This is a genomic window from Fimbriimonadia bacterium, assembly GCA_039961735.1.
In the GTDB taxonomy this organism is placed as follows: Bacteria; Armatimonadota; Fimbriimonadia; order Fimbriimonadales; family JABRVX01; genus JABRVX01.
Genome location: JABRVX010000002.1, coordinates 43,812 through 65,601, shown reverse-complemented (window position 1 = coordinate 65,601; position 21,790 = coordinate 43,812). Strand labels below are relative to the sequence as shown.

The window sequence follows — 21,790 nt, the reverse complement described above, 5'->3', positions numbered from 1 at the left end:
CCCTTTGCGCGAGCTGCCCAGCCCCGTGGCGCCTGTAACCGTCTGACCGAATGGCACATCAAAGCGTAGAGGCACATACCAGGGGTCAGCCGCCCCCCGCGTTAACAAAGGAGGATTCGATGAGAAGTTGGTTCCTTATCGCCACCACGCTGGCGGCCCACGCCGCCGTCCTCGCCGACGACCCGAAGAACCTCGCCTTCGACACCAAGCTCGACCGGATCGTCGTGTTCAAGGAGGGCTTCGGCTTCTACATCCGTCAGGGGCAGGCGCTGCTAGAAAACGGCTGGGCGACCACGAGCCTCGCCCCGGCAGCCGTGAACGGCACGTTCTGGGTATTCCCCACGGCCAAAGCGGACCGGATCGAACAACTCGTCGCAACACGCGACAACACCATCCCCTTCAAGAAGCCGGAAGACATCCGGCCCGCGCTGGAAGACAAGATCGGTCTCCGACTGAGTGTCACGGCGAATGACAAGGAGAACATCGGAAAGCTCTCCGGCCTGCTGCCGAACATGCTCCTGTTGGAGGAGAACAAGCAGTTCACCGCCGTGTCCTACGACACCGTGCAGTCCATCAAGCTGGTCGGTTACCCCCTCCGTATCAAGCTGAAGACTCCCAATCCGACCAAACCTGCGGGCTTCGTGTTCGGGTACGTGCAAGACGGCGTGAGGTGGGAGCCCGGCTACCTGTTGCAGGTGGGTAACGGTGGCAAGGCGACACTCACGATGCGCGCTACCCTGCTCGGCATTCCGGAGAAGGTGGAGAACGTCACGGTGCAGTTCGTGGTGGGCGCCCCGATGATCAGCGAGCGGGGCCGCATCGAAACCCTGCTTCGCGCCCTCGCGGCTGTCACCGGCCGAACGATGGAACTCGATGCCGGCATGATGAACCAAGTTCGCGATGAGATGGCCAGGCGCAGCCCGGGTGGAGGGGGAGGACGGTTTGCGCCGGCCGAGGACTACGAAGGCGCCCCCATCCAACTCGGGGGCGAGGAGTCCGGAGAGCTGTTCTACTACACCGCAGAGGGCATCAGCATGGGCTCGAGCGACGTGGCCTCCATCACCATCTTCGAGCACACCGTCAGCGTCGAGCCGCGCTTCGAGTGGCAGGCGGACACCGATACTCTCACCTACATCCTGCAAGTCAAGAACGAGACCGGATTGCCCCTCACCACGGGACCCGCTTTCGTGCTCGGTGAGCAGAAGCCGCTCGGTCAGGGCCTGATTCGCTACACGCCGAACGGCGCGACTTCCGAGGTTCGGCTGGCGAGCGGGGTGGGCATACGCACTGCCGTAAGGGAGGTAGAGGCCTCGCGCGGAGAGCCGTTCGTGGTGAACGGACGGCGGCGCGTCACCGTGCAGATGAAGGGTTCCCTGGAACTGGAGAACTTCCGCTCCGAAGCGGCCAAGGTGAAGATCCTACGCACCGTCAAGGGCAAGATGCTGAGCGTAGGGGACGGCGGCACGGTGAAGACTACCTCGCTCGTTCGTGACGGCTCCGAGCCCACGAACACGCTGGAGTGGTGGGTGGACCTGAAGCCTGGCGAGAAGCGCGCCGTAACCTACACCTACGAGGTGACGATTCTGACGGACCAGAGCTGAGGCTAGCGAAGACAACGCGCAGCGGCGAGGAGCACGTCCAGCAGGTGCGGGCCGTGGAAGGAGACGGTGGCCTCGTACCCACCTTGGGCGTACTCCTCGGGCGTCAGCACGTATCCCACCCACTCGCTGGCGAAGGAGGCGACGAAGTCGGCCCGTGCTGCCCGCCGAAGCTCCGCGCCCGCCTTGGTGGTGGGCTCGCCGGGCACGAACAGAACGCGCCAGCCGCCGACTTGCAACAAGCGCATGGGCGCCGCGGGTGGAGCAAAGCCCTGCACTACCTGGCCGAGTAACCCTTTGGGGATGCCCTGGGCGGCCATCTCCCGAACAAGCTCGGGATGCGGCTGCGCAGCGGGCAGTGAGGCCACGGTGTAGCGGACGAGCATGTGCTCCGGAGAGGGCCCAGGAGAGGTGCCATGGGCAACCTGTCGCCCGTGCCCATCCGCTTCCATCGGGCCGCGACTCACGGGCGACAGGTTGCCCATGGCACCTGCGATCACTCTCAGCAGGGAGCGGGCGTAGAGAGCCACCCGTTCGTCGTCATCCGTGCCTCTATCGGCGACCGGAGAACGGTCGCCCAGTGCGCCGTTCAGGAACAGGAGGGGCGTTCCGGGGTTGCGCCTTTCCCAGCAACGGGCCAACTCTCCCGGCCACTCGGCGGATATCTGCAGCATCTTGTCGCCGAAGATCGTGGGGTGAGCCGCATAGTTGACCAGAAGGACCAGGGGAGTTCCGTCCCCTCGCCGGAACTCGGCGACGTGCAAAACGTCCGGCTCGGGATGTGGCGCAGCTTGACGGCGGAGTTTCTGCGGCATGCGACCGACGATTGGCCCGCGGCAGTTCGGCAGTGCGGTCTCTGCTGGTCGCCTGCCCCGGCTGAGGTCCGCTGCGGCAGAGCCGGTCCAGAGCGTCACGGGCTCGAGGCAAGTCTCCGCCTGTCGGATGGCTGCAGCGATGCGCTCGGCGGTCCAGTCCAGTGCCTTCGCGTCGAAGGTGGCGATGCCGGGCACCGGAAACCTCATTCGGCGGTTGAGGCGCTGGCTGTCCGGCGCGCAGTGGGTGTGAGTGGCGCATAGGACGAGGTCCTGCTCCGACCAGCTGGGGAGACGCGCCGCAACCGCTTCTGACAGGGATGCGGGGACGGTGAGCAGGTCGCACGACACGATGGCGAAGCGCTGCCCGCCCGAGGAGAGCACCAAAGCGGTCGCGCCGACCTCGTCGCGCACGCCGATGGCCTTCTTGTTGCCTCGGGCCGTGTAGCCGCCCAACGGAACCTTCTCCGCACTCGGATCCGGTGTGAGACCGACCCGGGCGACTCCGGCCGCCAGGTCGGCGCTGACGATTGCAGCGGTGAGCCATAGCAAGACGATGACGACAGCTCGGGGCATGGCCTATTTTGGCCCACCAATCCCCGTACGAGGAACCCGAGTTGCCGACGGTGATCGGGCTCTGAGGCAGGAGCGGGGAGCGGGGAAGCGGAAAAGGACGGCACTATGGTGTTCGCGGTAGTCCTTTTCGCATTGTCGCTCAGCCCCGACGCGGTGATCGGAGCAAGAACGCCCGCTCTTTCGCCCGACGGGAAGACCGTCGCCTTCTCCTACCTCGGCGACATCTGGACAGCGCCGACTTCGGGCGGACGTGCCACGCGCGTCACCGTGCACGTGCGTCACGAGATGCGCCCCCAGTTCTCTCCCGATGGAAAGCAAATTGCCTTCTCCAGCAACCGAGAAGGCGGTTACGATGTGTATGTGATGGATGCGGCGGGGGGGAGGCCGAAACGCCTAACCTACCACTCGGCATCGGACATGGTGACCGACTGGACCCCGGATGGCAAGAAGGTGCTCTTCCTATCTAACCGCGAGGCCCGGCGCACCGCCGTGTATGCCGTGGACGTCGAGACCGGCGCCACCACTCGCTTGACGGACGAGGACTATCAGTACTGCTATGCCGCAAGCGCGTCGCCGGACGGCAGGCGTGTTGCCATCACGCGCGGCGCTGCAGCATGGTATCGCAAACGCTATAAGGGCGGAGGGCAGTTCGATATCTACACCTACTCGCCCAACGCCCGCGAGTACGTACGATTGACCGACTGGGAGGGGCAGGACCACTGGCCGATGTGGACGCCGGACGGTCGGAACGTCGTCTTCGTGAGCGAGCGGTCCGGAACGTTCAACCTCTGGCGCATGTCCTCTGACGGAAGCAACCCGAGACAGCTGACGACGTTTGCCGAGGGCATGGTACGCTTCCCCTCTATCGCGCGTAAGTCGGGGGACATCGTCTTCGAGTACGGTCCGGACCTGTACCACCTCCCACCCGGTGGGAAGCCGAAGCGGATCGCTCTCCAAGCCTCGACCGACGATCCATTCAACCTGACCGAGCGCCGAACCCTCACATCGGGTGCGTCCGACCTGGCAGTGTCACCCGACGGCAAGCGGTTGGCCTTCGCGCTGTATGGAGACATCTACACCGTGTCGGCGGATGGCGGTGTGGCGAAGCGACTGACCCGTGGCCCCGAGGTGGACTCCGACCCCGCATACAGCCCGGACGGCAAGCAGATAGCATTCCTCAGCGAGCGCAACGGCACCCCACAGGTATGCATCATGGACACCGACGGCAGCAACCTACGAGAGCTGAGCACAGGTGGCGGGCCAAAGGAGGACGTAGGCTTCTCGCCAGACGGCAAGCAGGTGTACTTCGTCGAGGGGCCGAACGGCGTGGCGCTCTGGAGAGTGTCTACCGAGGGCGGACCCGCCGAGAAGGTTCGTGCCGGCCCATCGCTGGATAGCTGGGCCGTGTCGCCAGACGGTAAGTGGCTACTCGTCTCGCGTAGTGAGATTCGGGAGTCGTGGGACGTAGAGCTAATGCCCACCGATCTTTCCGCTCAGCCCATCAACATCACGCGCAGGCCCGGTTACAACAGCTACGTCCGCTGGATAGGGGACGGACGCCAAATCGCCTACGTGTATCGTGACAATTGGCGACGCGGACTGGACCCTGCCATCCACGTGTTATCCCTCGAGCGCCAGCCGGACAAGCTAGAAGACGAACCCTCCGAGGAACTCGAGAAGGACAAGGAGAAAGACAAGCCGATCGCGGTGGACTGGGAAGACATCCACACACGTGCTCGTCAGATAGCCTCCTATGCCGGTCAGCAACACGAGTTCGCGGTAATGCCCGACGGAAAGACCGTCGTGTTCGTAGCAGCGCCGGACGGCACGCGCCGCTTTTACTCGGTGGGAGTGGGTGGAGAGAACCTGAAGCCTCTGGCCACCGCTACCAGCGTGAGTGGTAGTCTAATCCCCGACAAGTCGGGCAAGAAGGTGTACTACATCGGCAGCGGTGGCAGTATCCAGACGGTCTCGCTGGACGGTTCGACGGGCCGCGTTAGCTTCACTGCAGAGATTACGATAAATAGGCAGGAGGAATCGAAGGCGCTGTTTCATCAGGGCTATTGGATCCTGAAGCACTACTTCTACGACCCGGGCATGCACGGAGTGGATTGGGATGCCGTGAGAGCGGTGTACGAGCCCTTCATGGAACGAACCTATCACTCGCAGGACATGACCTACTTCTTCACGCTGATGCTGGGTGAACTGGGGGCGAGCCACCTCGGTTTCAGCATCCCCGAGGACTCGCCACGTGCCACTGGCAACCTCGGTGTGTTGCTCGACGAAGCGTACACGGGACCCGGCGCACGAGTAGTGGAAGTGGTGAAGCGAACACCTGCCGCCAAGCCGGAAAGCCTCCTGTCACCGGGTGACACGATCCTGGAAGTGGACGGTAAGCCGGTGCGGCATAACGAGTCCTTGCACGAGCTGCTAGACGACACCGTCGGCAAAGTAGTGCGGCTCAAGGTCTCCAGTGGCAGCGAAACGCGAGACGTGCGCATTCGGCCGATCAGTAGCTCGGCCCTCTCGAACGCACGCTACGAGAACATGGTGGACACCTGTCGCCAGACGGTGCTAGAACAGTCCGGCGGCAAGCTGTACTACATGCACATCCAGAGCATGAACATCCCATCCCTGGAGCGGTTCGAGCGGGAGCTGTGGCGTGATGCCGCACCCTACGAAGGACTGATCCTGGATGTTAGGGGCAACGGCGGCGGGCATATTGCGACTTTCCTGTTAGAAGCGTTGGAGCGGCGAGCATACGCCTACCGGCAGAACCGCGGTGAGGAGCGTTTGGAGGTCTCACCCTCGCGTGTATGGCGGAAGCCCACCGTGCTGCTGATTGACGAAGGCAGCGCGAGCAACTCGGAGATTTTCGCCTCGGGGTTCCGTGACTTCGGACTCGGCAAGATCGTGGGCACCCCGACTGCCGCGGGGGTGATCGGCACCAGCGATCGTACGCTGTTCGACGGGCGGACGACGATTCGCGTGCCCTTCGTGTGGGTGCGCAGGCTGGACGGAACGACGATGGAGAACACCGCGGTACAACCAGACGTCCTGGTACCTATCGGGGTGAGAGACATCCTGAACCGTAAGGACATACAGCTCGAGCGCGCCGTGAAGGAGTGTATGGAGGAGCTGCGCAAACGGAAGTCTGGGAGCTAATCTAGTACAACGTGCGAGGCTCGCCCTCGTCTTCATTGCGGAATGAACCGCCGGGAAAATACCACTCGGTCCAACCGCTATGATCACAAACTACAAGGGCAAGCTGGCACGCCTCTCGTGGAACTCCGGGGAACAGGAGATGTTCGGTGCGATTCTGGATCACACCGAGGTGTTCATCTTCGAGTGCCGGTGGGGTGAGTGGTACGCCCTGGACCACACCAACCCGCCACCCGACCTCACACTAGAGGTCAGCTCGGGCGAGACGGTGGCAGTAGTGCACACGGACCTGTTGGGACGACGGGGCGCGCTCCTGCTACTCGCTGCCCCCGCACAGGTGCGGTTAGAGCGGCTGGACGACCAGGCCTGGCGTCAGTGCGACCTCCCCTGTAAGCTCTCGACGATGACGATGACTCCCATCGTCTCCGATGGCCGGTGCGTGAAGCTATCACCGGACGGGCTGCTGCAGTTCGGTGCCGAGTCGCTCGAGCCGAAGACGCAGGTGCTTGCCGAGATCCCGCTCAGCCGCGCGGAGCATCTGATACTGCCCGGCCGCGTGGACGCCGTCAAGGCGGTGGGTCAGCTCAACCACAAGATGCTCGTCCGCTTCGGCGACTTGGACCGCCTCACGGTGGGCCGCCTCCGCTCCCTGACCCTCAGCCTGGTCTAGCTGCAACAGGACGATACTCCACCACAGCGTAGCGTCGGGTGCATCGTCGTCTACCTACGTGCCGCACAAAACCCTCGATGGCAAGGCGCACCGGGTGTTCCGGGCCTCGAACCCGAGAGCCGTGCTGGTGGGTTCCGAAGGCTCTATAGCGATGCCTGACCGCCGCGACGCGGTATCGTTGCTTCGTGCGAGAACCTTCCGGGTACTGGGTAGGGAGAGCCGGGCTGGATGCCCTGTGGCTCGTGGTTCCGGCCCTCCTAGGGGTCTTGTTGCTGCTGGGGTGGCGTGAGGCCTTGGGCCTGAGCCTGGGCTGGGGCGTTGCGGCGGGTTCCCTGTTGCTCAGCGCAAGCTTGCTTCCCCGGTGGATACGGACGGACTCGCGCCTTGTGGATGGGCACGCCCGCCTGCTCGGTCTCGGCGCCGTCAAGTTCCCCGTGTTCGGTCTCGCTGCGTTCGGCGCGGCTTCGCTCGGGCTCGTTCCGGCGGCCTGTTTCGTACTCGGCGCGGTTTCGGTATACTTGGCGATGGCCGCAGGGGCCCTACGGTCCCTGCGTTCGCGCGAGTAGGTGAGGAAGGGCATTGCAGATAGCGTTCGTAGCTGCCGGAGCGGGGACGGGACCTGCCTATTGGGCGCTCCCGTTGTGGGGCCTGATCATCATTGGGCTCTTCCTTGCGGTCTTCGGCACGGCCATCCAGAGAGGCCGGACCGAAAGGGTACCGCGGGGTCTCTTGTTCCGGTTGGCCGAGCACATCTACGTTTTCATCGAGAACATGTGTGTGAACGTCATCGGCCCTCGGGGGCGCAAGTACGTTCCGTTCGTGGGCACGATGTTCATCTTCATCTTGTGCTCGAACCTGTGGGGGCTTCTCGGGCTTCCGACGCCGACGGCCAGCCTCGCGATCAACCTCGGCCTGTCCATCACGGTCTTCGTGTACGTGCAGTACGAGGGCATTCGCAACAACGGCATCCTCGGCTACATCAAGCACTTCTGGGGGCCGATGGCGCTGATCGGACCGCTGATGCTCTTCGTAGAAGTAGTCAGCGAGTTCGCGAAGATCATCTCGCTCTCTCTGCGACTCTACGGCAACGTGCACGGCGAACACGAGGTGAGCCACGTCTTCGGCAACCTGGTATCCGTCGGCGGCTTCCCGTTGCCTCTTCAGGCGCCCATCTTGCTGCTGGCCATCTTCACTTCGCTCATTCAGGCATTGGTATTCGCCATGCTGACAACGATTTATCTCGCGCTTATGAGCCCGCACGAACATGAGGAAGAACACGCGCACGCCGCGACGGCGGCGGCGCACTAAGGAGGTCACCGAAAGGTGCTAGCACTATACGGAATCGCACTCGCCGTCGGCCTAGCGTTGGGACTCGCCGTCCTGGGCGGCGCACTCGGCCAGGGCCACATCGGTAACGGAGCATTGAACGGTATGTCGCGACAGCCAGAACTGCAGGGCAAGATTCAGACTTCGATGATCATCGCCCTCGCGTTCGTCGAGTCCTTGATCCTGTTCACGTTGCTCATCGCGTTCCTTCTGCTGGGCAAGCTGCCCGCGCCGAAGGACGTCATCGACGCTGAAAAGGCTACCGCACACTACTCCGCGCCCCTCGCTGCGGATGCACCCAGCTTCCCGCTAGCCGGCTAAGCGCCGCATAGCGACACAAGGAGAGGTACTGATGGAGTGGTGGGATAGGCTCGGCGAGCTGAGCCACGGCAACCTGCTCGGCGATTTGGGCATTGATCTGCGCACGATCATCTCACAGTTGATTGCCGTGCTGATTATGCTCTTCTTGGTCAGCCGCATCTTCTTCCGACCGTTGCGCCAAGCGCTGGACGACCGAACGCGCTATCTGGAAGATACCTATTCGGATGCGGAAAACCTGAAGAGCGAGATGCAACGACTACGGGACGACTACGAACAAAAGTTGGCGGCAGCCGAGGCCGAGTCCCGCGAGCGCATCCACGCCGCCGTTTCGGAAGCGCAGGCTCTGAAAGATCGCATCATCGCCGAAGCGCGCGCCACGGCCAAGGAGATCGAAGAACGCACCCACGCGGAGATGGCCCAAGAGAGGCAGAAGATGATGCTGGAGCTGCGCGCACACGTCGTGGACCTCGCCCTGCGCGCCGCCGAGAAGGTGACGCGCGAGACCATGTCCGACGAGCGCCATCGCAAGCTCGTAAGCGCGTTCGTCGAGGAATCGGGGGCCGCATAGCCGATGAGCCGGCGGGTTGCGAAGCGATACGCTCGGGCACTCTTCCACGCCGCTCGAGACAAGGGCATGTTGGCGGCTGTGGCAGATGACCTCGGGGTGTTGGCAAACCTGTTTGCCACGGATGAGGCATTTCGCAACCTTCTCCTCTCCCCTGTAGGAGACGTCGTAAGCAAAGGGGCGAGCATGGAGAAACTGTCGGGTCGGGTCTCGGACCTGACCCGCGACCTCCTCTCGCTGCTCATCCACAAGCGCCGTGAGGATGCCCTTCCGGAGATCCAAGAGGAGTTCGAACTGCTTCGCAAGGAGTTCGAGGGGGTGGCAGACGCCGAGGTGATCACCGCCACCGAGCTGTCCGAGGATGAGCAACGGCGGGTCATCGGTTACCTCGAGCGCAAAACGGGAATGAGGATTCAGGCCACATTCTCCGTTGACCCAGAGATCATCGGCGGTGTGAAAGTCGTCTTGCGGGATACGCTGATGGACGGCTCCATCCGGGGCAACCTGGACGGCCTGCGAGAGCGCCTTTATCGCGACGTCTTGATACAGGCCTAGGGCCCGTTGCCCGGTCCGAAATGGTGTGGGCCGGGATGCAGTGAACCGACGACTGCAGCCACCGGGATCGCTGCCAAGATGGGAAGGAAGAGGGCAAGCGCGTAGTCTCGAGCCCTCGGCGGCTCCGCTCGCTCTCCAGGGCCGAGGCAGTACGCGGGCAGATACACCATCAGCCCGTACACCAAGATCCAAAAGGGGGCCGAGGCCAGATTCTGGATGCCAAAGGACATCGCTTCTGCTAGCATCCCCGTGAGACCGAAAGTTATCAGGACCATGTTCGGAGTGAACGCCCGCCGCCCCAACATCCAAGCCCAAGCAGCGAACATCGGCACGAACACGACCACGCTGTGGCCGAGAACCACGTCGAGGTAGTTGGTGGATGCCGTGATGAATGCCGCTCCGACGGATACGCCGAAGAGCGGCGCGAGGTTGGTCATACCGGTAGTGACGGCCTCTTCGAGCAAAGCCAGCAGCGTGGCAAATAGGGTGAACTTTAGGCCGCGGGACATGCGCATACGAGAGATGACGGCCCGAACGCGATCTCGGCCGAGTCGGCTGACCAGCCCGAACCCCAGTATCCACAGAAGGTAGAGCCCAGAGACCATCAGCATCGTGGCACGCGAAACCGCGTCTCCCCACAACACGACGGTCACGAGCGCCACCTGGAACGCGGCGAGAACCGCCAACACGGCAATGACTGTGCCCGTCGTAGCCTTCATGTCGGACAATACGGACGAGGTGGCCAAGAGGTTGAGCCGGGCACTGCCGGCAGGTCACACCTGTTCTCTGTCGAACAGTATCTTGGAGGAAAGTCGAAGATGGAAGACCTTGACGCAACGACGCGCGAGAACATCCGGGCCGCTCGAGACATGAGCCACCGTCCCTTCGAGCAGCGCATGACCAAGGTGGAGACCTTGGGCGAGCTGATCGAGATGCAGGCCACTCGCCTGACCGACAAGCCCTGGCTTACGTACTACCAAGATGGCGAGGCGGGCAGCTACACCTACGGCGAGTTCTATCGAGACGTATGTCACACCGCGGGCTTCTTGCGATACGATCTGGGTCTCGGTGTCGGCGACCGCATCGCACTGCTTTCGTACAATCACCCGCTGACGGTGCAGGTGTACTTCGCTGCGTGGCTGGCTGGCGTGTGCGTGGTGCCCATCAACGCCTCGGAGGACGACGAGCGCATCCAGTACATCCAAGCGAACGCGGAGGCACGTGCCATCTTCGTAATGCCGGACTACATCGACCGGTACGCCGCCCTAAGAAGCGGCGAGAATTCCATAGAACACTTCGTGCAGATGATGGGTGAGCCTCGAGCCGACTACGTCCAGATGGGCGAGGCGATAGCCCCTCACCCGGTGCCGTTTGCGCGACCCGACTACGGCCCTGAGACCGAGAGCTTGGTAGTGTATACGAGCGGCACGACAGGACCGCCAAAGGGAGTCGTACTGGAGCAGTACAACCACTTAGCCGATGCACACTCGATAGCAGAGTGGCACCGGATGAGCGAAGGCGAGCGCATGATGTGCGTGCTGCCGATCCATCACGTCAACGGCATCATTGTCACGCTTTGCACGCCGTTATACTATGGCGGCTCGGTGCTGCTGCATCGGCGGTTCAGTGCCACCTCTTTCTGGAAGACCTTGTCGCAGTATCGCGTCGGGGTAGTCAGCGTCGTGCCGACGGTGTTAGCGTTCTTGTGCGAGAAGAACGAAGACATCTCGGCATACGACTTTGGCGCGTTTCGTCACTTCATATGCGGCGCGGGACCGCTCACGGTGGAACTGGGCAAGCGCTTCGAGGAGCAGTTCGATAAGGTGATCCAACACGGGTACGGGTTGAGCGAGACCACATGCTACGACTGCTTCTTACCACTGGGTCAACCGAAGGATGTTCACAACCACTGGATGCGTGACTACGGTTTCCCGAGTATAGGTTGCCCGATCTCCTGCAACGAGATGGCGATACACGATCCGGATGGGCGCCCTCTACCAGAGAAGGAACGGGGCGAGATCGTTATCCGTGGACACTGCGTGATGAAGGGGTACTTCAAGCGCCCGGATGCGAACCGTGATACCTTCAAGCATCAGTGGTTTCGCAGCGGTGACGAAGGTTTCTGGGTGCGCGGAGAAGACGGCCTGGACTACTACTTCATCACCGGCCGTCTGAAAGAGCTAATCATACGTGGCGGCGTCAACTACAGCCCGCTCGAGATCGACGAGGTGATCAACTCGATCGAAGGGGTAAAGGCGGGCATGGCGGTGGGATTCGAGAATGACATGTACGGCGAGGAGATCGGTGCGTACGTGGTTTTGGAAGAGGGTGCTACACTGACCGAGGACGACATCTTGCGAGCATGCGCCGCAGCTCTGCCATTCAACAAGAGGCCGAAAGTAGTAGTGTTCGGAGAGGAGTTCCCGGTCACATCGACAGGGAAATATCAGCGAAACAAGCTTAAGCCGCTGTTCGCCCAGTGGCGAGGAACGCAGTTCCGGGAGTGACTTCTCGGGGGTATACGATGAGTACCGATGCTAGCCTCCCAGTCGAGGACATGCTCGATTCGTGGCGAGTGAACAACGCTATCTGCCTGGAGCTGCTGGACCTTTGCCCGGACGAGACGTTGGACTTGAAGCCGAGAAAGGGCAAGACCGTACGCTCGCACTTCGTCCACATCATCGGGTGCCGCCGTGCTTGGCTCGAGAGGCGTAGCTCACGGCGGTCGGACACGATTCCCAAGTTGGATTTCAAGACGGCGTCACGGGAAGAGATTCGCGACGGCCTCGTTCGCTCGTCAGAACAGATGGCAGAGTACCTTCGCGAATTGGCTGAGGAGAACAAGGCTCGCAGGTCCCCGCCGCTCATGTTCTTCGCCTACGCTGTCGCTCACGACGCCCACCACCGCGCGCAGATAGAGTTGACGCTGCGCATCCACGACATGGAACCCGACGACACCGCACTTTACGGCTTGTGGGAGTGGACGAAGAAGAAGTAGTAGGGTTGGCCGGGAGCGGCATGATTGTGCTTCCTCGGTGCGGCCACGGGGACTCGGGACTGACACGTAACGCAGCTCCCGCACACAATTACTGAGCCTGTCGCGGTACCAAAACCGTCATGCCGACCCGATCACGGTACCAGAACCGTCATGCCGACCCGATCACGGTACCAGAACCGTCATGCCGACCCTATCACGGTACCAGAACCGTCATGCCGACCCTGTCGCGGTACCAAAACCGTCATGCCGACCCGATCACGGTACCAGAACCGTCATGCCGACCCTATCACGGTACCAGAACCGTCATGCCGACCCTATCACGGTACTAGAACCGTCATGCCGACCCTATCACGGTACCAGAACCGTCATGCCGACCCTATCACGGTACCAGAACCGTCATGCCGAGCTTATCACGGTACTAGAACCGTCATGCTGAGCCTGTCGAAGCATGCAAGCGGTCGTCGTGAACGTAACATCGGAAGGCCATGCCATGCGGCATGTGGCACCATGCTTCGACAGGCTCAGCATGACGGGCACCACTGGCGTAATCTCGCGTGTAGCACCATGCTTCGACAGGCTCGGCATGACGGGTACCACTGGCGTAATCTCACGTGTAGCACCATGCTCCGACAGGCTCGGCATGACGGGTACCACTGGCGTAATCTCGCAGGCGGGCGGGCGAACACTAAGCAGACTAAGACTGCGGCTGTCCCACCTCGCTAGTACGGACACCCTTCGATGTGTCTCGCCGACGGGCCGCAGCTATCTACTCGGGCTTTGGCAGCACCCGAAAGCCTGTTGACGCAGCCAACTCCCCTGTCCAAGCAGAGTAGAACAGCTTCTTCGCCCGTTCGGACTGGAACTCCCAGTTCGAACCCTCCATCATCCATGCTCCCTTGTCCCTGCCGAAGTGGTACTTCGCCTCGATAACATACTCGCCAGGCGACAGAGGCGCGGTGGTCATGTATCGGAAGCTCGCCTTCAGATTCGGACTGTGCCCATGGAAGTCGCGCTCCTCCGAAAACCACTCACGGTACACGGCTACCTTCTTGCCCGGTGCCAGGGTGAGGAAGCGGTCCTCGGTCACGGACGGTGAGACACATACTTGCACGGCGGGGCAGGTGGAGCCCTTCTCGGTCTCGATGCGCTGTCCGCCACGCGTCAGCACTGGGCGACAACCGGCTGCGATCGCTCCATCCCAGATAACTCTGGCGATTACGATCGGTTTGTCAGTCCGGTTCTCGAGTGAAATGACAACCCGTACCGTCTCACCAGAGATGTACGTCTGCTTGTCCGTCGTCACGGTCATGGCTAGCGGCGACACGGCCTGCTGCTGTGTCAGCAGCCAGAAGCAACAAACGACTGGGAGTATCATGGTTCTTACCTTCCACGCGACCTCTAGGCCGCTCAGTCTAGGATACGTTCTTGCGTCAACCGCCCGTTTCGCGAATCCGACAGGGCGGAGGCTTCCAGGTCCTGGGCTCCACTCCATCCGCCAAACGCACGCCGAGAGCCTGAGAACCGCGCCGGGCATGACTCGGTAGCACGGTGTCGGTACGCCCCTCGGCTTCACAAGTAGACCCGAAAGCGTGCATCCCGAGTCGCAGGTGCGGGGAAAGAAGTCGTAGAACCGTAGCGCGCCCTACCTTCCAGGCCAGCCGCCGCCCGTCCACACGGGCAGGAACGCGCCGTAGCCCATCCAACCCAGAAAGCCCTGCGCGCCATACATCATCCAGCGCCCCCCGCCGAAGATGTAGCCGTCGGGCGGGCGGTTCATCGGCCCCAACCACGTGTCGCGGCGATAGCCCATCAGCATCATCAACACCACCGAGGCGGGCACGTTGTGCACCTTGATCTTCACCAGTCGCTCGCCGGGCGCGAGGTTGGGCTCTTCGGGAGCTTGGATTATGGGCGGGGGCTCGGCGGGCGCGGGGCCGATGACGTACACGCCGCCCTCCACGCTGTACGTGAGCCTGAGCTGCCGGAGCACCAGGCGCAGGGCCGTTTCGAAGGGCACGTCCTTCACCTTCACCGTGACGTCGCCCTGCACGGCGGGGTCCAACACGTACTGCAGTCCCGCCTGCTGGAAGAGGCTGTCCAGCACCTGCCGCACCGGCACCCCCTCCCCCTCCACCGTCACAGAGCCGGGCGTCTGTCCCCAAACTGCGACTGCGAGCAGCAACGCGATACCCATCGAAACCGCCTGCACCTACCCACCACCGGGGAGTCCGACGTACCAAGCCATTCTAGGTTTCCACCTTCCCGTCAGTTCGTTCAGTATGAGGCAGGGATCGCCCGCCTTGGTCATTTCCCGCTAGAGCGTCCAGTTCGGCTTTCCCCCACAAGACAATCCCGTTATCCTTTGCGAAGGCTCTGGCGTCTGCGGTAAAGCCTGCGGGACACGCGATCACTGGCGTTGTGCCCGCTTGCCTCTCGGGAACGACGCCGCGTAGCTCTCGCGCCGCGGCAACACCTACAGGCTGGGATAGGTTCTTACACTGTATCATCAGCCTTGTTTCTACACCGATGGCATCACACCGCTCGGCCACAATATCGATTCCACCATCCCGAGAGCGAGGTGTCAGTGTCACGTCGAAGCCCTGGTCGCGAAGGCGCTCGGCGAGCCACTCCTCAAACTGCTCACTGGTTTGGTACCGCCGTGCACTTGTCGTGCGTGCGGGAGCCTCAAGCCCAAACAGACCAAACAGCTCGGTCTCACTCAGAACAGCTGACAGCTCCATGGACGTATCGTCAACTAGATCCTTGAATAGCTGGCGCTTCTCCCGCAGCTTCGCCTCTATGCGCTCTTCGATTGTGCCAGTACAGACGTACTTGATCGCGGTGACTGGGTAGGTCTGGCCCATCCGGTGCGCGCGGCCTTCTGCTTGGTCCTCAACGGCTGGATTCCACCACCGGTCAAAGTGAAAGACGTACGAGGCACTCTGAAGATTGAGGCCAAAACCGCCCGCGCGCAACGAGAGAATCAGCAGCTTATGACGATCGCCACCAAGGAACGCTTCGATTGCTCTGCTCTTTTCGGCGCTAGACATGGCGCCTGTATAAGTGAGAGGCTGAAACTTGGCAAGGCGGTGTGCGAGCAGACCGACGCCGTAGCGCTCATCGGTGAACTGGGAGAAGAGCAGGGCACGATGGCCTTCACTGCACAGTGTCTCAAGCCGCTGGGCTATGTCGTCCAACTTCGCGGACTCACCAGAGGACGGATCGCAGTTGCAGATCTGCTTCAGACGCATGATCAGCTCCAGTACGTGCGTCACGGTGACAGCAGCATTGCCTCGAAGCTGAATAACGCCTTCTTGCTCTGCGCGATCGTAGGTCTGCCTCTGCATTGGTAGTAGTGAAACTGGCACTTCAACCACGATCTTGGGCGGAAGGTCCTGCAATACGTCTGCCTTTCTTCGCCGCAACTGCACTCTTGCCAATGTCTCGCGCAGATCTCCCAACTCCGGAGACCGCGCGAGGCGCCGCCCACCGTCGGCCAGGAGGAAGTCAAGAATGGAGTGTAGGTCGTCCACCCGGTTTTCCAGTGGGGTGCCAGTGAGAGCCCACCGTCGCTTGCCAGGGATGCGCTTGCATGCAATGGACACTCCGGTTTCCCTATTCTTGATCTTAGACGTCTCGTCTAGAACCACGACATCCCACTCCTCGCGAAGCACCGGGCTGTGCTCTAAACCAATGACATCCTCGCGCAAAGTCTCATATCCGACGATCTTGACGTGAGCGGGCAAACGCCATAGTGTGCCGCGGGCTGACGGGTCACCCCGCACCGGAACAACCCTAAGGTCTGGTGCCCAGAAGTCGAACTCGCGTAGCCACTGCCCCACAAGTCCTGCCGGCGCAACAATGAGTGCACGGTCAACCTCCTTCCTGTAAAAAAGGATTCTCAAGGCGGCGATCGCCTGGATGGTCTTGCCAAGACCCATGTCATCTGCCAGTAGTAGCTCACGTCTCTCCAACAGAGCTTTCACTCCATCTTGTTGGAACGGCAACAGGGGCGCAGGCCAATCTAGCACGCCGGATGGTGCAAGAAGTGCCTGCAGAGGTGGTTGCAGGATGGCCGCTAATCTGCGCTCGAACTCAAACGCAGAGTCATCTCGGGTATCGCTCAGCGTCTCCACCAGGTCACCCTGACCGGGGCGTCTCAACAGTATGCGCTCCCCGCTCGCCAGATCGAACCATCCGATCCTGTGGCTGGCAGCAGGACGAGCAGACAGCAGGTCCACACCTATGCGCGCTGCTGGTCCGCACGGTGGCAGTGCCAGATCCAATCGGTTGGGCACGGGCGTGCCAGCCGCTACGCAGCTGACTCGTATCGGCTCCGAGGGGCTCGGCCGCCAGTCTCTGACAAGTCCAAGCACTCTCCAACGTGGCCGTACGCAGAAATCCTGACGCTCTGATCGTATCACGTTCCAGGCTCGTTCGTCCCGTAGGTCTCGGCAAGTGCGCGGCGGATTCGGTCGAACGGCTCGTGCAGGAAGCCTCGTTCGGCCAACTCTTCTATGAGTAGATGAGCCGAAGTCCCGATAGCAGGCGCCTCGTTGACCCAGGCATAGGTGCTCGGATTATCTTCTTGGCTCTGAGAGACGATACAAGTTGGGATAAGGGGCGCAACCTTTTCCCGGATGTAATGTGGAGTTCCCAATCCATGCTCTATCACTAACAGGTCGGGTTGGGCCCGACACGCCTCGAATAGTGAATGAGCTAGTGCTGCGAAACCAGCCGCTTCGACCCCCGGAGCAGGCCAAAGGAGACCACTTGGCACCTCGATGCAGTTATGTACAAATTCCACCGGCTGCCCCCGGCCATCGATCACTAACAGACCTCCCAACAACTCCTTGGGAGTTTTCCCCGCAGTACTGAGCAGGTATGCTGCTAGCGGGCCTGAGGTTGAAGGCGGAACGCGATGGTACGGTATAGGCACAGGCTTTTACTCCGCAGCCGAATCATCGTCGTCACTCGCGATCTGGTCCTCCGATAGCTCAGTTGTGTCCATTATTAGGCCTTCATCTACGATCTCTCCAGCTCTTCCGTAGACGCGATTGAGGTCGAACTCTGTTATCCAGCGTCGGATCTGTGAGCGGACGGATACAAATGCCCGGGCTTCCTGTGCAGATGGTGTGTCTGGCGGAGCCCAGTCGTAAGCTCTGCCATAAAGCTCGCGGATAGCGTAATAGATTCTCTGGAGCTGTTCGTCATCAGGTTCCTTCAGAGGAATTCGGCAGTTGGCTAGCAGGTCCAGCCCGTGGCGGGCAAGGTCTTCATGCTCTTCAAACAGCGACGATGCCAGTGTCTCGTCCAGATAACGGTCGTCCTGGTACTTGCGCCACATCTCATCAATTGCTCCGGGCGTGAATGCAAAGACCGGGTAGATGCCAGAACCCTGCTCAGCCTGACGTCGCCACCAACCTATAGCACGATAGGCCTCGATCCGCTGCTTTCTCGGAAAGTAGGCTAACCGCTCAACCTCGTCAAACATCACCACCCACCCTTTGCACTCACAAGCTCGGTAGAGCTGTGCTAGCAAGAGGATGCGTTCCGGCGCCAGAAACCTATTCTTTGGGTGACTCAAATCGTAGCCTTGAAGTTGACCGACTTCCTTTAGACGGGCTTTAATCTCGGTCTTAACAATAGGGCTGCCTTCGAAGTCGGCAAGGATCTTACTCTTTACTCTGGAACTCCCCGTCGGTGATCACCTCGTATAGGTGAAGCATGGCTACGAATCGGTCATGGATGTCCTCGCGCCCGCTAGCCCACGCTCGAACCTGCGCAAAACCGGGCGACTTTGAACCGTACTTAGCCATCAGCTCCCGTAGCGCCTTACCGGTGTAACCTGGAGCCCTAGAGCTTTCCGATAGAGCCTTGAGAACGACATGCAGATTGCCTAGAGGGGTCTCGGGGCTTGTAGCGACGATACTTGTCACAAAGCTCTTCCCTGAGGCTCTTGCAGCAATATAGTTGAGCATGTGTGTCTTACCCAAGCCAAAGCCACCCACGATTACCAACGGAGTCACGCCCTTACCTTCGGCGCAGTCATCTAGGTCTGACAGTGCCCTTCGCTCAATCTCAAACTGGGAGGTACCCAATGTCGCAACAACGCTTGGGGTCGCGACACCAGCACGGAGAGCCTCAATTGCCCTGCGTGCAAGCAACCTTTCAGCGGTCATACATCCTCCTTCAGATGACACAAGATGCCTTCTGGGTTCGCTCGCTCTCCTCGAACCTCGTTCGCAATCCGCGTGTGGAGCGCATCGTAGTTGCGATAGTTTCTAGGCCTCTCTGAATCATAGTACTCATCCGTAGTAAGTACCAATAGCACGAACTTCTCGAACACTTCTATCTCGTCAAGAAATGCGCGGAGTAGGTGGACCATGTGTATGTATGCTTGATTGCTATAGGCAATCTCAGGCTCCCTGTGGCTCTCGTCACAGAGCAACTGCTGGAGCTGTTCCGTAGGCACGCCCTGCTGGATGGCCACTCTTAGACGCTCGAGAAGCTGCCGATCCAACGCAGATCGCCCCAGCTTGAAGTATTCATAGGGCCGAAAGTCAAACACTACCACAGTACCCAGGTATCCGGCTTTGACAACCCAATGACATAGCGACACCAGCATGTGCCGAGCGTTCGAGCGATTGATACGGCCATAGATTTGGTATCTCTTCAGAACCTGTGCGTCGCCAGGCTGCGCCTTCTCACCACGTAGCCAACGCATAACCACCTCTTCCGTTGAAGGAAGATGCGAGTCCGGGACTATCAGGTGAAATGCCAGTGCTGACACGGCGGATCGAAACTCCAAGGTCATAGCTCTGTCTCGGACGACGTCTACCTGCACTGCGCGCTTCATCTCGTGGACGAACGGGTCCCAATCAAGCTGGTTCAGCCTAAGGAATTCGCTAAGGTCGCCTCCCGGCTTCCAGCCAGGCGGCATAGCCCAACCCAATTCCTTCATCTTGCTCAAGAGATGACTTTCAGCGAGAGCACTCCAGTTGAACGTCCGAGAAATGCCGAAATAGAGTTTGTCTATCTGGTGATAACCTGGACTCTTGCCATCTGGACCAGGTCGTGCTGGGTCTAGTTTGGCGACATGATAGCCTTGCGACGCTGCTCGCTTGGTCAGTGATTCTGCTACCTCATCCACCAAGTCCTCGGTCCCGCTGATGAACCGCACCGCAGAGCCGCCACTGGGTATGTAGTCCGAAAGGTAATCTCCATAAAGCACGTTTTCCCATTCACTAATGGGAACGCGCATGCTATCTGCTATGTCCACGTGATGTTGCCTCCGACCTAAACAAAGTGCACACCCAGGAACCGCAACTCACGTCCTTCCGCATCACGGACTATGATGAGGTCGCGAGGCTTTGCGGTACCCTGTTGAAACTCAAACTGCAGTCGGCGCCCATCCCGAGTGATCCGCTCGGTGGACTGATGCAGTGCTAGGACACTCTCCGCAAAAGCCGACTCAGAGTTCTCCTTCTTCCAACCGGGAGCCAAGCAGAACGTCTCGTAAGCGTCCTTCAGGCTGATGAGGGTAGATTCCGGGTGTCGCCTTGCCTTCCACGCAAGATACAGGCACTCAAGCAATTCCGCTGTCTTGGCTTCCTGCAGACGATGGCGTGCTGATGCCAGCATTTCTGCGACGCAAGATGGCCTGATTCCTTTCACCGCCTTCTTCCCCTGAGTGAGAACTCTATCTGCAGGCCGGGCTCTGAGCGCGGTCGGAGAGCAGACCAGTTCACGCCCCTCTATGCGAGCTCGGATAGCGTGCTTCTCTTTGAGAAGGTCGGCGATCTCGCGCTGCCAGTGCCCCTCCTGGAGATACCGCTGGTCGTCGAACCGCCATTCGGCCAGCCGTTCCAACGTCTCGCCGAGCCGCTTCAGCGCGTCGCAAGCGGCATCGCCGTGCTTTTTCAGGTCCGCCACGTGCCCAACCGAGCAGGCCTTCCGCCATCGCCTGAGCGCGGCCTCGACCTTCTTAGCTTGCATCGTTGCATCCTTGAGACCCTCTTCTAGCTCGGTGAGAACGGGCTCGAGGCGTAGCTCACCTTCGGCCACGGTGTGGGACTCGAATAGGTCGCCTGCTTCCACTCCAGTACAATGCCTCCGTTTCCCAGATTACGCCAGACCATTCTAGGCTGACTTCCCGATTCCTTCATTCCTGGAGGGACAACCTCGCCAGTCCACCTCACACGTGCTACCGTGTTCGGCGGACTGGGCGCAAGTCCGCACGGCCCGGATGCGCAGCCTTTCCTCTTGGGGCCTGTTGTGATCGCAGTGGCGCAGGGGACGCACTAGCCGGGGCCGACCGCGCCACAAGCCTACCCCCTTGCCTTGCCCTGGGCGGCGACGGCGGCTTGGGCGGCGGCGACGGCCTCGGGATCGCCGAGGTAGTAGCGGTCGGTGGGACGGAGCGAGGCGTCCAGCTCGTACACCAGCGGGATGCCCGTCGGGATATTCAGCCCTACGATATCCTCGTCCGACACCTCGTCCAGGTACTTCACCAGTGCACGCAGGCTGTTACCATGTGCGGCGATGATCACACGCTTGCCCGACTTCACCGTCGGCGCGATGGTCTCATGCCAAAGTGGTAGGAATCGCGCTACCGTATCCTTCAGGCATTCGGCGCGTGGTAGCTGCTCGTCTGTTAGGTCCGCATAGCGCGGATCGTGACCGGGGAAGCGCTCGTCCGATGGGTCCAGCGCGGGAGGTGGTACGTCATAGCTGCGACGCCAGATCTTTACCTGCTCTTCGCCATACTTTTCGGCGGTCTGCGACTTGTTCAGCCCCTGCAGCGCGCCGTAGTGCCTCTCGTTCAGACGCCACGAGTTGATGACGGGAATCCACATCAGATCCATCTCGTCCAGCACGATCCAAAGCGTGCGGATGGCCCGCTTCAGCACGGAGGTGTAGGCGATGTCGAACACGTACCCCTCTCGCTTCAGCGTGCGTCCGGCCTCGTGCGCCTCTTCGTAGCCCTTTTCCGAAAGGTCCACGTCCGTCCAGCCGGTGAACAGGTTCTCTTTGTTCCAGATGCTCTCCCCGTGCCGAAGCAGAACCACCTTGTACATCGTCGCGCCTCCTGGTTAGGGACTGTGAAGGTCCGAACGAATGATACCGCGAAGGGTGAATGGGCGAGGCCGAGAGGGGCCCCTGGTACCACGGGAAGCCAAAGCGTGAGCGCGCTCCCGCACTCGC

General features: G+C 61.0%; 21 protein-coding genes. 10 read left to right on the top strand and 11 right to left on the bottom strand.

Features of this window, described 5'->3' with window-relative positions:
• Window positions 1-119 precede the first annotated feature (119 nt).
• Window positions 120-1,601 carry a hypothetical protein gene (locus HRF45_00505; protein MEP0765011.1) on the top strand — a complete coding sequence of 494 codons (1,482 nt, stop codon included), beginning with the start codon at window positions 120-122 and terminating at the stop codon, window positions 1,599-1,601.
• 2 nt (window positions 1,602-1,603) lie between these two features.
• Here the strand turns inward: HRF45_00505 and HRF45_00500 are convergent, their stop codons facing one another.
• A complete protein-coding gene (locus tag HRF45_00500) occupies window positions 1,604-2,986 on the bottom strand; it encodes a neutral/alkaline non-lysosomal ceramidase N-terminal domain-containing protein (GenBank protein MEP0765010.1) in 1,383 nt (460 codons plus the stop codon).
• A 105-nt stretch (window positions 2,987-3,091) separates the two neighbouring features.
• On the opposite strand from HRF45_00500, the gene HRF45_00495 reads away from it, so the two are divergent.
• The 7 genes from HRF45_00495 (at window position 3,092) to atpH (ending at window position 9,585) form a co-directional block, all read left to right on the top strand.
• On the top strand, window positions 3,092-6,151 hold the full coding sequence (locus HRF45_00495) for a PD40 domain-containing protein (protein MEP0765009.1): 3,060 nt from the start codon (window positions 3,092-3,094) through the stop codon (window positions 6,149-6,151).
• A 79-nt stretch (window positions 6,152-6,230) separates the two neighbouring features.
• A complete protein-coding gene (locus tag HRF45_00490) occupies window positions 6,231-6,818 on the top strand; it encodes a hypothetical protein (GenBank protein ID MEP0765008.1) in 588 nt (195 codons plus the stop codon).
• Between the two features lie 185 nt (window positions 6,819-7,003).
• Window positions 7,004-7,384 carry a hypothetical protein gene (locus HRF45_00485; protein ID MEP0765007.1) on the top strand — a complete coding sequence of 127 codons (381 nt, stop codon included), beginning with the start codon at window positions 7,004-7,006 and terminating at the stop codon, window positions 7,382-7,384.
• Between the two features lie 13 nt (window positions 7,385-7,397).
• The gene (gene atpB, locus HRF45_00480; GenBank protein ID MEP0765006.1) at window positions 7,398-8,126 is read left to right on the top strand and encodes a F0F1 ATP synthase subunit A; all 729 of its coding nucleotides are present in this window, start codon (window positions 7,398-7,400) and stop codon (window positions 8,124-8,126) included.
• A gap of 33 nt (window positions 8,127-8,159) precedes the next feature.
• A complete protein-coding gene (gene atpE / locus HRF45_00475; GenBank protein ID MEP0765005.1) occupies window positions 8,160-8,465 on the top strand; it encodes an ATP synthase F0 subunit C in 306 nt (101 codons plus the stop codon).
• A gap of 31 nt (window positions 8,466-8,496) precedes the next feature.
• Window positions 8,497-9,033: a F0F1 ATP synthase subunit B gene (gene atpF / locus HRF45_00470; GenBank protein ID MEP0765004.1), complete on the top strand. Its 537-nt coding sequence runs from the start codon at window positions 8,497-8,499 to the stop codon at window positions 9,031-9,033.
• Between the two features lie 3 nt (window positions 9,034-9,036).
• Window positions 9,037-9,585, top strand: coding sequence for an ATP synthase F1 subunit delta (atpH, locus tag HRF45_00465; GenBank protein ID MEP0765003.1), 549 nt, complete (start codon window positions 9,037-9,039; stop codon window positions 9,583-9,585).
• On the opposite strand, the gene HRF45_00460 is transcribed toward atpH, so the two are convergent.
• A complete protein-coding gene (locus tag HRF45_00460; GenBank protein MEP0765002.1) occupies window positions 9,582-10,304 on the bottom strand; it encodes a hypothetical protein in 723 nt (240 codons plus the stop codon). The genes atpH and HRF45_00460 overlap by 4 nt on opposite strands.
• Before the next feature lie 99 nt (window positions 10,305-10,403).
• Here HRF45_00460 and HRF45_00455 point away from each other — a divergent pair, with 99 nt between their 5' ends.
• Both HRF45_00455 and HRF45_00450 read left to right on the top strand, forming a co-directional pair.
• On the top strand, window positions 10,404-12,092 hold the full coding sequence (locus tag HRF45_00455) for an acyl--CoA ligase (protein ID MEP0765001.1): 1,689 nt from the start codon (window positions 10,404-10,406) through the stop codon (window positions 12,090-12,092).
• A gap of 17 nt (window positions 12,093-12,109) precedes the next feature.
• A complete protein-coding gene (locus tag HRF45_00450) occupies window positions 12,110-12,583 on the top strand; it encodes a DinB family protein (protein MEP0765000.1) in 474 nt (157 codons plus the stop codon).
• Window positions 12,584-13,349: 766 nt separating this feature from the next.
• On the opposite strand, the gene HRF45_00445 is transcribed toward HRF45_00450, so the two are convergent.
• The 9 genes from HRF45_00445 to gpmA form a co-directional block, all read right to left on the bottom strand.
• A complete protein-coding gene (locus tag HRF45_00445) occupies window positions 13,350-13,958 on the bottom strand; it encodes a hypothetical protein (protein ID MEP0764999.1) in 609 nt (202 codons plus the stop codon).
• A gap of 267 nt (window positions 13,959-14,225) precedes the next feature.
• Window positions 14,226-14,777, bottom strand: coding sequence for a secretin and TonB N-terminal domain-containing protein (locus tag HRF45_00440; protein MEP0764998.1), 552 nt, complete (start codon window positions 14,775-14,777; stop codon window positions 14,226-14,228).
• Window positions 14,778-14,829: 52 nt separating this feature from the next.
• Window positions 14,830-16,746 carry a restriction endonuclease gene (locus HRF45_00435; protein MEP0764997.1) on the bottom strand — a complete coding sequence of 639 codons (1,917 nt, stop codon included), beginning with the start codon at window positions 16,744-16,746 and terminating at the stop codon, window positions 14,830-14,832.
• A gap of 257 nt (window positions 16,747-17,003) precedes the next feature.
• Window positions 17,004-17,390: a hypothetical protein gene (locus HRF45_00430; GenBank protein MEP0764996.1), complete on the bottom strand. Its 387-nt coding sequence runs from the start codon at window positions 17,388-17,390 to the stop codon at window positions 17,004-17,006.
• A gap of 138 nt (window positions 17,391-17,528) precedes the next feature.
• Entirely contained in the window at window positions 17,529-18,257 is a 729-nt protein-coding gene (locus tag HRF45_00425; protein MEP0764995.1) for a DUF2791 family P-loop domain-containing protein, read from the bottom strand.
• A gap of 1 nt (window position 18,258) precedes the next feature.
• On the bottom strand, window positions 18,259-18,765 hold the full coding sequence (locus HRF45_00420) for a DUF2791 family P-loop domain-containing protein (GenBank protein MEP0764994.1): 507 nt from the start codon (window positions 18,763-18,765) through the stop codon (window positions 18,259-18,261).
• The gene (locus HRF45_00415) at window positions 18,762-19,865 is read right to left on the bottom strand and encodes a DUF2791 family P-loop domain-containing protein (GenBank protein MEP0764993.1); all 1,104 of its coding nucleotides are present in this window, start codon (window positions 19,863-19,865) and stop codon (window positions 18,762-18,764) included. The genes HRF45_00420 and HRF45_00415 overlap by 4 nt, the downstream gene beginning before the upstream one ends.
• 17 nt (window positions 19,866-19,882) lie before the next feature.
• Entirely contained in the window at window positions 19,883-20,683 is an 801-nt protein-coding gene (locus HRF45_00410; protein ID MEP0764992.1) for a hypothetical protein, read from the bottom strand.
• 230 nt (window positions 20,684-20,913) lie between these two features.
• Window positions 20,914-21,663, bottom strand: a complete 750-nt coding sequence (gene gpmA, locus HRF45_00405) for a 2,3-diphosphoglycerate-dependent phosphoglycerate mutase (GenBank protein ID MEP0764991.1) — start codon at window positions 21,661-21,663, stop codon at window positions 20,914-20,916.
• Between the last annotated feature and the right edge of the window lie 127 nt (window positions 21,664-21,790).